Here is a 12,909-nt window from a genome sequence, read left to right as displayed (position 1 = left end):
TTTGTTCTTATATATGTAAACATAACCAACCTTAATGTTGTGATTTTTAGCGTCTTTCATTTTAATAATGTTACCTATAAAACTTAAATCTTACAACCCTATAGATTAAGAATGCAAACTAAAATTACAAATGAACGTTAAATGTTTAGTGAGAAAGCAACAATCAAGTATTTTTTTATAACTTTGCTGTACAAATTTATTTGTTATAACTAATTAAATAGAATTCTTTTAAACAAATGTTCTTTCTATTTATCACTTCTTTCTCTACTCTATGCGAGACAGGAGTTAATAAAAATGGAACTATATAAAAAGAGATTATGGCAGAAGAAAACGAAAGCAATTTGGTGCGTCCCCATCATAATAGACGTCCGCTACGAGAAAATAAAAATAAAGTTTCGGCACTGCGTCAATGGCTTAATATAATTTTTATGGTTGGTGCTGTTATTGGAGTTATATTCTATTTTGCTTTAGCCGATCAAACAATTGGAATTATCATTATTTTATCGTCAATGGTTTTTAAATTCGCTGAAGCTGCACTTCGATTATTTAATCAATGAAACAATATATATTCCTGATTATTAGTTTTCTTACTATATCATTGGTTTCTTCTGCGCAAGATTATAATGATATATCGGACAATGGCACGTTTGCAACAGAGAATACTAAACGTGATAAAAAATTTGGTATTTCAGACTCTATACAAAGCCAACATAAAGAAGTTCCTCGCGGGGTGAAAGTATGGACTATTGATGAACGTTTTGGAGATAGAAAAACAGCTCAACCAGATACTCTGTCGGAGATGTTTATGAATTCTTTCTTTACCACAGGACTAAGAGGCGAATACAATTCGTTAGGAAATTTAGGATCTCCCCGTCTAAATCGTATATTCATAGATAGAACTACACAGCCAGAGTTTATTTTTATTGCACCTTATGATAAATTTGTTGTTCCTCCTTCAAAATTTCTTTTTACATCAACTTTATCTCCTATAACAAATCTTTCTTATAGTACTGCTGGAAATCGCACTAATGGCGAAGACCAATTTAGAGCTTTATTTGCAGTAAACGCTGGTAAAATGTGGGGATTTGGATTTAAATTCGACTATCTTTATGGACGAGGCTATTACAGTAATCAAAGCACTTCGCTCATCGATTATGCTTTATGGGGTTCGTATACAGGTGAAAAGTATCAGGCAAATCTTCTTCTATCTCTAAATCATCAGAAAGTAGCTGAAAATGGAGGCATAACAAACGATGCATATATTACACACCCCGATATGTTTAACGAATCGTTTGAAACAAATGAAATTCCAACAGTCTTAACACGAAATTGGAATAGAAACGACAATCAGCACATTTTCTTTAATCATCGTTACAGTTTAGGATTCTATAGAAAGGTTCCAATGACGAAGGATGAAATAAAAGCAAAAGAGTTTGCCATAAAATCAAAAAAAGCACAAGAAATAAATGAAGCACGAAAGAAAGCAATAGAAGAAGCAAAGCAAAATGGCGAAACTTTTAATGAAGAAGAATTTAATGCACATATAAAAGATGAGGAGAAAGCTAATAATACAACTAATCAGACAGTATTGAATGATACTATTAATAATAGCAACCAATTGAAAGGTTTTAACATTCACGATGCGCAACAAAAAGATGTAGCCGTAAATGATTCGACAAATAAGTGGATGAAAAACGAATATGTACCTGTAACTAGTTTTATTCATACTGTACGTTTTGATAACTTCAGAAGAATTTATCAGGCATACGAAACACCAACTTCTTATTATGCAAATAATTATTATTACAATACAGTAACTGCAAATGATTCTATTTATGACCAAACAAAACATTGGTCGCTCCATAATACTTTTGCAATTGCATTATTAGAAGGATTTAATAAATGGGCTAAAGCAGGCTTAAAAGCATTTGTTTCTCACGAACTGAGACACTATGAATTGCCTGTATTGCAAACGGCAACTCCGTCGTCAACAGTCTCTTTATTTGGCGGATATGAAAAAATAAATAAAAATGATGTTTCTATTGGAGGACAATTGCTAAAGACAAACGGAAAAACCTTACATTATAATATAAGTGCGGAAACATATCTAGTAGGCGATAGGGCAGGACAGCTCAAAATAGATGGTACGGCAGATCTTAATTTTCCTCTTTTAGGAGATACAGTTCAATTTGCCGCTACAGCCTTTTTTCATAGAACAGCCCCAACTTTCTATATGAATATGTTCCATTCGCGACATTTCTGGTGGGAAAATAATCTCGATAAACAAATACATTCTCGTATATTAGGAGCATTTGCGCTAAAGAAAACTAAAACACAACTTCGTGTTGGCTATGATGTATTAAAAGATTATACCTACTTTGGCTTACAAAACGACCGCATAGTAAGTGGTAATAATTATCTTGTACAGAACAATAAAGTAAATGTAAGACAACATGCAAGTGCGATAAGTTTGTTTACACTTCAATTGCAACAAAACTTTAAGTTTGGAATAGTTAATTGGCAAAACCTCATTACATATCAAAAATCGAGCAACGATATAGTTCTGCCAGTTCCTGCACTGAATGTTTATAGCAATATTTTTATTCGCTTTAAAATAGCAAGAGTTTTAGATTGCGACCTTGGTATAGATGGAAGATATTTTACCAAATATTATGCTCCAGAATATATTCCAGGTATCGGTTCATTTGGAATACAAGAAACAGAAGCTAGTAAAACAAAGATAGGTAATTATCCTATATTTAATGCTTATGCTAACTTTAAGTTACAACATACACGTTTCTTTATAATGATGTCGCATATTAATAGTGGAGATAGTGGCGATTATTTCTTTACTCCGCATTATCCACTTAATCAGAGAATATTACGCTTCGGAATAAGTTGGGACTTCTTTAATTAATTAACTAAACAAATGTCGGAAACAAAAGATTTACTATCAAAATTGGAGACAAATGTTAAGGTAAATTCGTTAAATGCATGGATTCTTGCAGCACGTCCTAAAACACTTACAGGAGCAAGTGTGCCTATAATGATAGGTATTGCTTTTGCTTTTATAGACATAGGGTGGGAGCGTTTCCAAATTATTCCTGCTGTTTTATGTGTATTCTTCGCTTTCATTATGCAAATAGATGCTAATTTTGTGAACGATTATTTCGACTGTTTGAAAGGAAACGATGATAGTGAAACGCGACTTGGACCTAAACGTGCTTGTAGTGAGGGCTGGATAACATTACGTGCAATGCGAAGAGGACTCTTTCTTACTACAATATTAGCTTGTATTGTTGGACTGCCACTTATATATTATGGTGGTTGGAGAATGATTGTTGTTGGAATGTTTTGTGTTGCTTTTTGCTTTCTTTACACCACAAAACTGTCTTATTTAGGTTTAGGCGACTTACTTGTACTTATTTTCTTTGGCATTGTACCAGTTTGTATGACCTATTATGTTATATTACCTAAAGTGGCACAAATTGTTACTTGGCAAGTGTTTATAGCTTCTATTGCCTGTGGATTAATTATAGATACTTTGCTTGTTGTGAATAATTATCGTGATCGAACAAACGATAAGCAAGCCAATAAATACACACTTGTTGTGCGTATAGGCGAAAAAAGGACAGAAAAACTATATCTTTGGTTGGGTATAATGGGTGTATGCCTTATGGCAATAGTCTTTACTTTTACCAATGGAACTATGAATATTCTTAGCAATGCCGTACTATTTTTCTATCTTTTGTTTCATATAAGAACGTGGAACGAAATGAAAAGAATAAAAGTTGGTAGAGAACTGAACAACGTATTAGGACAAACAGCTCGCAATATGTTTGTTTATGGGCTATTGGCAACAATAGGAATACTTTTAATAAAGTTATAAAAAGATGGATAACAAGGTAGATTTAGATCTTATGGAATTTGTAGAACAACAAATTCTACCACGATATAATGCTTTTGGAAGGTCGCATGGGATAGGACATGTACAAAGAGTTATTAAGAATGCACTTGAGCTGGTCTCTGTAACAGGTGCTAATCCAAATATGGTATATGTTTCAGCAGCCTATCATGATTTAGGAATGGAGGGACCACGTGCTATTCATCATATAACAAGTGGTAAAATTTTAGCTGCCGATGCACGACTAAAGAAATGGTTTTCCACAGAACAACTACGCATTATGAAAGAAGCTGTAGAAGACCATCGTGCTAGTAGTTCGCGTGTTCCACGTAGTATTTACGGAAAAATAGTTGCAGAAGCCGATAGGGAATTAGATTTTAATATAGTTTTCTCGCGTATAGTTTTATACGGATTGGAAAATTATCCGGAGAAAAATAAGGAAGAGCAATGGGAACGTTTCAATCATCATATTAATGAAAAATATGGAAGAAAAGGATACATACGTTTATGGATACCAAACTCGCCTAATGCAAAAAAACTAGAGGTTATTCGTGAATTAATAAGTAGACAATCTGAATTAAGAAAAATCTTCGATGAATTATATAATGAAATATTTAAACAATCTGAACAGAAACAGATACAATAAACAATAATAATTGTACTGTTTATATAACAAAGAAACTATGACGAAGAAAGAATTAATGCTCAGAGCTATCGAGTTATCAGAAGAAAGTGTTCGAAATGGTGGTGGTCCATTTGGAGCTTTAATAGCCAAAAACGGAGAAATAATAGCAGAAGGAAGCAATAAGGTTACTATAAACAACGATCCTACAGCCCACGCTGAAGTTTGTGCAATACGCAATGCATGCGAAAAACTGAATACATTCGAACTTACCGATTGTGAAATTTATACCTCATGCGAACCTTGTCCAATGTGTCTTGGAGCTATTTATTGGGCACATCTCGCTAAAATTTATTATGGGAACAATCGTAAAGATGCTTCCGAAATTGGTTTCGATGATGATTTTATCTATAAAGAACTAGCTATAGAACCAAAATATAGAAAGAAACCTTCCGAAATTTTACTCCATAAGGAGGCTAGTAATGCTTTCAGAATGTGGACATTAAAAGATGATAAGATGGAATATTAGATAAAAGTAGATATAATGTTACATTCTTTTATCTTGAAGGTATAATGAATTTACTTTAAAATATGGACATATAAAAAATCTATGCTCTATCTATTAGAACATAGATTTCTACTTTGATAGAATTTTTAAGTTTATAAGCTATTAAGTCTTGCTATATACTTACCAAGTATGTCGAATTCAACATTAACAACACTTCCTATTTTCATATCGCAGAAATTTGTATTTTCACGTGTATAAGGAATAATTGCCACTTTGAATGTATCAAGGGTTGGCTCACATACAGTTAACGAAACTCCATTTACAGTAACTGAACCTTTATCGACCGTAAAGTATCCTCGCCCCGCCATTTTTTTATCATTTTTATATTTAAAAGTGAAGTAGGTACTACCATCTGCATCTTCCATAGCAATACAATGAGCAATTTCATCGACATGACCTTGAACGATATGACCATCTAATCGGCCATTCATTAACATAGAACGCTCTATATTTACACGATCGCCAACCTTTAATAAACCAAGATTTGACCTGCTTAAAGTTTCTTTCATAGCTGTTACAGTGTAAGTATCGTCTTGCAGACGAACAACCGTAAGACAAACACCATTATGCGCAATGCTTTGATCTATTTTTAATTCGTTGGAAAACGAACACTTTAAAACAAAGTCTATATTTTCTTTATAACGTTCGATGGCTATTATTTCTGCCATTTCTTCAACAATTCCAGAGAACATAATTCTTTTATTTTATAATTTTTTTATTAAACAAATATAGATAACTACTTTACAAAAAATAAGGTGGAACTCCTTTAGGAACTCCACCTCTTTTATTGTCCTCGTCTTGAGAGGATTTGAGAAAGTCGCATCGATGATGTGATGAAAAGTCCGAGTATCTATGATAAGAGAGCTCTCTGCTTTTGTAATCCACTGGCTCGAAAGCTTAGTCGCTAAATGCGTTTTATGTGGCCCGCCATTGTCAAGAGAAGTCTTCTCGGTTTTTCAGATTTATTTGATGACTATCCCAATCAAATCGATACGACTATAATTTTTCCTTTCTAAGCACAAAGGTAGTACTTTTTTTTAATGTACCAAATATTTGACTTAAATAATTGTATCATAAAGAACCTCACCGATGGTTGGGTGTATATGAATTATATTGGCAAGTTCTGTAAGTGTAGCATCATTATTCATAAGTACAGCAACTTCTTGTGTAATGTCGGCTGAATGTGCTCCAAATATATGGCAACCAAGTATTTTTCCATTTTCATCTGCCATTACCTTAACCATACCTTCTGTTTCTTCCATTGCTAATGCTTTTCCATTAGAGCGGTAAAAACCTTTCTTTACGATATATTTTATACCATCTTTCTTGCAAGAATCTTCTGACAAACCAACAGAACCAGCCTCTGGATAAGTGAATACTGCTGCAGGCATAATATCAAAACGTATTTTATCTTCCTTACCAAGAATACAATTAATAACATGTGTACCTTGGAAACTTGCAGCATGAGCAAGCATTTGTTTGCCATTTACATCGCCAACAGCATAAACACCAGGAATATTAGTCTCATAGTGTTCATTAGTTTCGATGCCTTGTTTTATACAGTTGATACCTGCAATTTCAAGTCCAAGACCTTCAATATTGGCTGCCCGACCTGTTGCGACGAGTACAATGTCTGCAATAACTTTCTTTTCTTGACCTTTCTGTTCAAAAGTTACAATAGCTTGCTTCTTGTCCTCTGTAGCCACAATACTCTTTACGCCACTATTCATATTGAAATTTATACCACGTTTCTCTAATGTTTTACGCAATCGTTTTGCAATATCAGAGTCGATAGAAGGCAAGCATTCTTTCAAAAACTCAATAACGGTAACCTTACTTCCAAAAGTTTCAAACGCTGAAGCTAATTCTAGGCCAATAACTCCGGCACCAATAATAGCCATTGTCTGTGGCACGTGGTCTATATCTAGTAACTCTGTTGAAGTTAGAACTTTATTCTTCAAAGCTTCTCCTTCTGGAGTATTGAAAGCTGGAATAAACGGAAGTAAACGAGCATGTGAACCTGTTGCGATAATTATATTATCGGCAGTCATCTGTGTGCCATTTACTTCTATGATCTTTTTATCTATAAACTTTGCTTCACCTTCTATATATGTAATGCCTGGCGTAGATAAAAGTCCTTTCACACCTTCGCGAAGTTGAGTTATTACATTAGTCTTGCGTTCTTGTATACGTGCGAAATCAACATTGTTGCTACTTGTGCATGACAATAAAGGATTGCGATATAAATCAGCATCGTGAGCAAAGCTTTTTGTAGGAATGCAACCTTCGTTAAGACACGTTCCTCCAGGATATCTTTTCTCAATGATGGTAACCTTTAAACCTTCTTTCGCAGCGTGTACAGCGGTATGGTAACCACCAGGACCAGCTCCAATGATAATTAAATCGGTTTTTTCCATAATATAAAGCTAAAGATGTTATTGTTTCATCATTATTTGACGATAATTAAGAATAGGCTCTTTGGCAGCAAGAACATCATCGACGCGTCCAATTGGTGTATTGTGTGGTGCTTCCAAAACTTCTTTTGGAGTTTCACGGGCTTCGCGTGCAATAGTGTGCATAATGTTAATGAAACCATCAAGAGTTTTCTTACTTTCGTTTTCAGTAGGTTCAATCATCATTGCTTCGTGGAAGAGTAATGGGAAATAGATAGTTGGAGCATGATAACCATAATCAAGTAAACGTTTTGCAACATCCATAGTAGTTACCCCAGTGCTCTTATCTTTGAGTCCATCGAAAACAAATTCGTGCATACAAAAACCTTCAATCGGTAATTCATAATCGTCTTTTAGGCATTCTTTTACATAGTTCGCATTGAGTGTAGCGTAAGGACCAACCATCTTTAGGTTCTCTCTACCTAATGTTAGAATGTAAGTATAAGCGCGTAAAGAAACTAAGAAATTTCCCATAAACAAGCCAAGATGCATATTGTTAAAATTGTATTCGGCTGTTGGTTTTGGCAAATCTATATCGTATCCTGTTTCTGTTTTTATAACATGAGGTTTTGGTAAAAATTCTACAAGATCAGCTCTTACACCAACAGGACCACCACCAGGTCCACCACCACCATGAGGTGTAGAGAAAGTCTTGTGAATATTAATATGCATTACATCAAATCCCATATCGCCAGGACGTGCTACACCGAGAAGAGGATTAAGATTTGCTCCATCATAATACATTAAACCACCACACTCGTGAACTAATTTCGCTATCTCTGGAATGTTCTTTTCAAATAATCCTAATGTATTAGGGTTGGTCATCATCATACCAGCAATATCATCGCCGAGCAATGGCTTTAAGTCTTCAACATCAACAAGCCCATCAGCTGTACTTTTAACCTCTACTACATCAAGACCACACACTGCCGCAGAAGCAGGATTTGTACCATGTGCAGAATCAGGTATAATAATTTTCTTTCGTTTTGTATCTCCTCTTTTTTCGTGATAAGAACGAATTATCATTAAACCTGTAAGCTCTCCTTGAGCACCTGCAAATGGATTTAAAGTAAAGTCAGCAAGACCTGATATATTTGATAGAACATTTGCAAGACCATAATTAACTTCTAACGCACCTTGTACGGTACTGATTGGTTGTAATGGGTGGATATTTGTAAAACCGGGTAAAGCTGCTATCTCTTCATTAATAGTTGGGTTATATTTCATTGTGCAAGATCCTAAAGGATAGAATCCATTATCTACACCAAAGTTATTCCCACTATGATTTGTATAATGGCGTACAACTGTAAGTTCATCGCATTCAGGAAGCTCTGCATCTTTTTCACGTTTCAAATTGTTTGGGATTTCATAGTTCCCAAACTCATTTTTAGGTAGACTATAAGCTTTACAGCCTGGTTGTGAAAGCTCGAAAATCAAATTGCCATATAATCTATTATTCATTTCTTCGAAAATTTAAGTGTTATAAAACTTTGCATAAAGTCTATTTAAGTTTAAAGAAGAGCAACAAGTGCCTCTATATCTTCTTTCGTACGTTTCTCTGTTACAGCAACAAGAAGTTTATCTTCTCCAACTTTTACACCTGGAAGAATACCTTTTTCAATTGCTTTATCATAGAACATATCACGATTTTCGACCTTTAGCAAAAATTCATTAAAGAAAGGTTGAGTATAAACTAACTGTGCCTTCCCTGTTGCAATCATCTTATCGCATAGATAATGAGCAGCATCAAAACTTATTTTTGAAGCTTCTTTCACACCTTGTTTACCCATCATAGCCATATAGATAGTTACATAGAGTGCCATTAAGCTTTGATTAGAGCAAATATTTGATGTTGCTTTCTGGCGTCGAATGTGTTGTTCGCGTGCCTGTAAAGTAAGTACAAATACACGTTGTCCACGTGAATCTTTTGTTTGTCCAACGATACGACCTGGCATTTTACGCATCATTTTTTGAGTACAACTCATATATCCAGCGTATGGACCTCCGAATGCCATAGGCAAGCCAAGACTTTGAACGTCTCCAACTGCGAAGTCTGCACCCCATTCTCCTGGTGTCTTAAGAATAGAGAGATCGGCAGCTACGCTATTTACTATGAACAAAGCTTTATTTTTATGGCATACGTCAGCAAAATCAGTAAAATCTTCAACTATTCCGTAATAGTTTGGTTGTTGAACAATTACTCCAGCAACATTGCCTGATTCTATTTTTGTTTCTAAATCTTGTTTAGATGTTATACCATTCTCGTTTGCTATTGGAGCAAGATTTACGCCATTAAAATGTGCATAAGTCTTTAGCACTTCTATAATCTGTGGATTAATTGTTTCAGAATATAATACCGTATTACGTTTACTTGACTGTGCAGCGGCTACCATCATTGCTTCTGCAGTTGCAGTAGAACCGTCGTACATAGAAGCATTTGCTACATCCATATTAGTAAGTTCTGCTATCATACTTTGGAATTCAAAGATGTAGTGTAATGTTCCTTGTGATATTTCTGCTTGGTACGGGGTATATGAAGTGAGATATTCTGAACGACCTACAATTTGAGGAATAGCACTTGGTGTATAGTGATCATATACACCTGCTCCAGCAAAACAAACTAATTGTTGGTTTTTATCTGCTAATTTCTTAAAGAAGTTTCTTATTTCAATCTCGCTTTTTGCTTCAGGAATATTGTATTCCCCTTTAAAGCGTAGCACTTCAGGAATATCAGCAAAAAGGTCTTGTATATTTTCTATACCGACCTTATTAAGCATTTCCTTTGTTTCTTTTTCTGTATGTGGGAAGAATTTAAAACTCATATTTCTAATATTTAGTCGTTTGCATCTAAAAAGAATATAGCTGTTTTTCTTCTGCCAGAATCTGCTTTGAGAAGGAAAACAGCTATAAACTATTAAAGAATGCTTGTTTATAAACTATTTTGTGCAGAACTCTTCGTAGCTTTTTGCATCCATAAGATTATCGAGTTCAGCTTTGTCTGTAAGTTCTACTTTAAGAATCCAATTTGCGTATGGATCTTGGTTAATAAGTTCTGGTTGATCTTCTAAAGCCTCATTAACTTCTAGAACTTTAAAAGATACTGGTGCATTAAGATCAGAAGCAGCTTTTACACTTTCTACTGCACCGAATCCTTCTTCTGCCTCAAATTCATCATCAGTTTCTGGCATATCAACATAAACGACATTACCAAGTGCATGTTGTGCATAATCGGTAATACCAATATAAGCTACATCGCCTTCAACTTTTACATACTCATGAGACTCTGCGTAGTAGAGTCCTTCAATTACTTTAGCCATTTTATTTTGTTGTTTATTAAATTGTGATTGCTATATATATAAGGTGAGAATATATTAATGTTTTTCGAATTCTATTTAACGTAATGTGGGTCATAGAACTTTTTCTTGCCTACTGTTGCTGGGAAGAACTTCTTACGAATTTGTATTTCTACACGGTCTTCCATCTTTATATCGGCATCAACTAATGCAACGGCACAGCTTTTCTCAACAGAGATAAGTTTATAACCAGTTGTAATTTCACCTATTTCCTTACCATCTTTAAAGACTTTATAGCCATTACGAGGTATTGCATTATCGTCTAACCATAAGCCACGTAGACGTTTTGTTACACCTTCAGTCTTTTGTTTTAATAATGCAGCTTTACCAAGAAAGTCTTCTTTATCGAATTTTACGAACATTGACAAACCTGCCATTACAGGAGTAATTGTCTCAGAAAGTTCGTGTCCGTAAAGTGGCATACCTGCTTCAAAACGTAAAGTGTCGCGGCAACCAAGTCCACAAGGAGTTACTCCTGCTTCCATTAATTTGTCCCATATCTTCACTATATATGCAGGTGCTCCATAAAGTTCGAAACCATCTTCACCTGTATAACCTGTACGAGAGATTATAATGTCTTCTCCCTCGTGCTGTGTCTTCTTCACTTCATAAAATTTTAGGTCAGAACAAGGTATACCAAGTTTATCTTGTATTATCTTTTCAGCTTCTGGACCTTGAATAGCAAGTTGCCCATATTTCTCACTATCATTAACGAGCTTAACGTCAAAGCCTGCTGTATGTTTCTTTAGCCATTGGTAGTCTTTCTCTATATTTGCAGCATTTACTGTTAATATAAACTCGTTTTCGCCAACTTTGCAAATACAAGTATCGTCTACAACTCCACCGTCTTCCATACAAAACATTCCGTAAAGTACCTTGCCTACGGCTAAACCTGTAACGTCGTTTGTGAAGATATAGTTTATGAATTTCTCAGCTTCTTTGCCTGAAACTACAAGCTCACCCATGTGAGATACATCAAAAACGCCACAATGCTTTCTTACAGCATTGTGTTCATCAATAATACTTGAATACTGAATAGGCATATCGAAACCACCAAAAGGTGACATTAATGCCCCTAATGCTACATGCTTGTCATAAAGGCATGTTCTTTTGTTCTCCATAATTGCTTTAGAAATTTATTTTTTTTATGCCGTCCTTTGATATTTTATCATTGGTCGGCTATTGTTGATTTAGGTTGGGAAACCTCTTATTTTCTTGCGATGCAAATATAATGAAGTTTTTTGAATGCACAAAATTTTGGGAGAAATAATTGCATATTTCTTCTATCTCTATTCATTATATAAGCCCCGATCTAAATAAAATAAGGACTTATATGGAAAAATAACATTAAATTAGTCAGTAGAGGCTGTGCCTATTCTGTTTATAAATAATGTAAGGGAACAATACAACTAATAGACTCCGATTGATTATTAAGGCTCAACATCATCATATTTTGTTTATACCATTATAATTTTTCTGCTTTCGTTTTCTTGCCAGTCATCTTGTTTTCTTTTCTAATTTATCGTAGTCCACTATGTCTTCGGTGTAAAGTCAATCAATCTATTCAATAATAAAATAAAATCTAACAGGGTTCTAATTACCAATTGAAAGTGAAAAATAAATGGGCATTTTGCTTTAATAAACACTTGAAAGTTTAATTATTATATGCTATTAAAATTATATTTAGGTACTATTGTAAATGATGTTTAGATGCCTATGAAAAGCGTGAATTTATACGCATCGTATATTATCATTTAAGTTTAAGTAAATAGCGTTCTTTCTGTTACGTTTGTTTCAGATATCTGTCAGTTGCATTTTAGATATCTGTTAGTTATGTTTCAGATATCTGTCAGTTGCGAATTAGACATCATAAACAACAATGCCTTTATAATTCTGTGGCTTTTATTGATTTTGTTAGCCTCTTTTTGTTACATTAGCTACTTCTGTAGACGCCTTTTTATTATGGCTGCTGGATAGATAGACGAAGTTTGAAAACTATATTGGAATAA

11 protein-coding genes are annotated in these 12,909 nt (G+C 34.4%); 5 read left to right on the top strand and 6 right to left on the bottom strand.

Going from position 1 to position 12,909, the window contains the following annotated elements:
* Positions 1-317: 317 nt before the first annotated feature.
* The 5 genes from HMPREF9144_RS06180 to HMPREF9144_RS06160 are packed head-to-tail and all read left to right on the top strand — an operon-like array spanning position 318 to position 5,055.
* Positions 318-557 (top strand): hypothetical protein, encoded by a 240-nt coding sequence (locus HMPREF9144_RS06180; protein ID WP_006045059.1) that lies wholly within the window; start codon positions 318-320, stop codon positions 555-557.
* Positions 554-2,917: a putative porin gene (locus HMPREF9144_RS06175; RefSeq protein ID WP_006045058.1), complete on the top strand. Its 2,364-nt coding sequence runs from the start codon at positions 554-556 to the stop codon at positions 2,915-2,917. Before HMPREF9144_RS06180 ends, HMPREF9144_RS06175 begins: the two co-directional genes overlap by 4 nt.
* Before the next feature lie 12 nt (positions 2,918-2,929).
* Complete coding sequence (gene menA / locus HMPREF9144_RS06170) at positions 2,930-3,889, top strand: 1,4-dihydroxy-2-naphthoate octaprenyltransferase (RefSeq protein ID WP_006045057.1); 960 nt, start codon at positions 2,930-2,932, stop codon at positions 3,887-3,889.
* 4 nt (positions 3,890-3,893) lie between these two features.
* Positions 3,894-4,550: an HD domain-containing protein gene (locus HMPREF9144_RS06165; RefSeq protein ID WP_006045056.1), complete on the top strand. Its 657-nt coding sequence runs from the start codon at positions 3,894-3,896 to the stop codon at positions 4,548-4,550.
* A gap of 37 nt (positions 4,551-4,587) precedes the next feature.
* Positions 4,588-5,055, top strand: a complete 468-nt coding sequence (locus HMPREF9144_RS06160; RefSeq protein ID WP_006045055.1) for a nucleoside deaminase — start codon at positions 4,588-4,590, stop codon at positions 5,053-5,055.
* Positions 5,056-5,186: 131 nt separating this feature from the next.
* Here the strand turns inward: HMPREF9144_RS06160 and HMPREF9144_RS06155 are convergent, their stop codons facing one another.
* The 6 genes from HMPREF9144_RS06155 to gcvT all read right to left on the bottom strand — a co-directional run bounded on the left by HMPREF9144_RS06155 (position 5,187) and on the right by gcvT (position 12,021).
* The gene (locus tag HMPREF9144_RS06155) at positions 5,187-5,786 is read right to left on the bottom strand and encodes a riboflavin synthase (protein ID WP_006045054.1); all 600 of its coding nucleotides are present in this window, start codon (positions 5,784-5,786) and stop codon (positions 5,187-5,189) included.
* Between the two features lie 366 nt (positions 5,787-6,152).
* The gene (gene lpdA, locus HMPREF9144_RS06150; protein ID WP_006045053.1) at positions 6,153-7,511 is read right to left on the bottom strand and encodes a dihydrolipoyl dehydrogenase; all 1,359 of its coding nucleotides are present in this window, start codon (positions 7,509-7,511) and stop codon (positions 6,153-6,155) included.
* Between the two features lie 18 nt (positions 7,512-7,529).
* Positions 7,530-9,008, bottom strand: coding sequence for an aminomethyl-transferring glycine dehydrogenase subunit GcvPB (gcvPB, locus tag HMPREF9144_RS06145; RefSeq protein WP_006045052.1), 1,479 nt, complete (start codon positions 9,006-9,008; stop codon positions 7,530-7,532).
* A gap of 50 nt (positions 9,009-9,058) precedes the next feature.
* Positions 9,059-10,369, bottom strand: coding sequence for an aminomethyl-transferring glycine dehydrogenase subunit GcvPA (gene gcvPA / locus HMPREF9144_RS06140; RefSeq protein WP_006045051.1), 1,311 nt, complete (start codon positions 10,367-10,369; stop codon positions 9,059-9,061).
* 114 nt (positions 10,370-10,483) lie between these two features.
* The gene (gcvH, locus tag HMPREF9144_RS06135; RefSeq protein WP_006045050.1) at positions 10,484-10,864 is read right to left on the bottom strand and encodes a glycine cleavage system protein GcvH; all 381 of its coding nucleotides are present in this window, start codon (positions 10,862-10,864) and stop codon (positions 10,484-10,486) included.
* 71 nt (positions 10,865-10,935) lie between these two features.
* Positions 10,936-12,021 carry a glycine cleavage system aminomethyltransferase GcvT gene (gcvT, locus tag HMPREF9144_RS06130; RefSeq protein ID WP_006045049.1) on the bottom strand — a complete coding sequence of 362 codons (1,086 nt, stop codon included), beginning with the start codon at positions 12,019-12,021 and terminating at the stop codon, positions 10,936-10,938.
* Between the last annotated feature and the right edge of the window lie 888 nt (positions 12,022-12,909).

Source organism: Prevotella pallens ATCC 700821 (genome assembly GCF_000220255.1).
GTDB classification, from domain to species: domain Bacteria; phylum Bacteroidota; class Bacteroidia; order Bacteroidales; family Bacteroidaceae; genus Prevotella; species Prevotella pallens.
The sequence above is the reverse complement of the archived record's forward strand: the minus strand, read 5'-3'. Positions and strand labels throughout refer to the sequence as shown.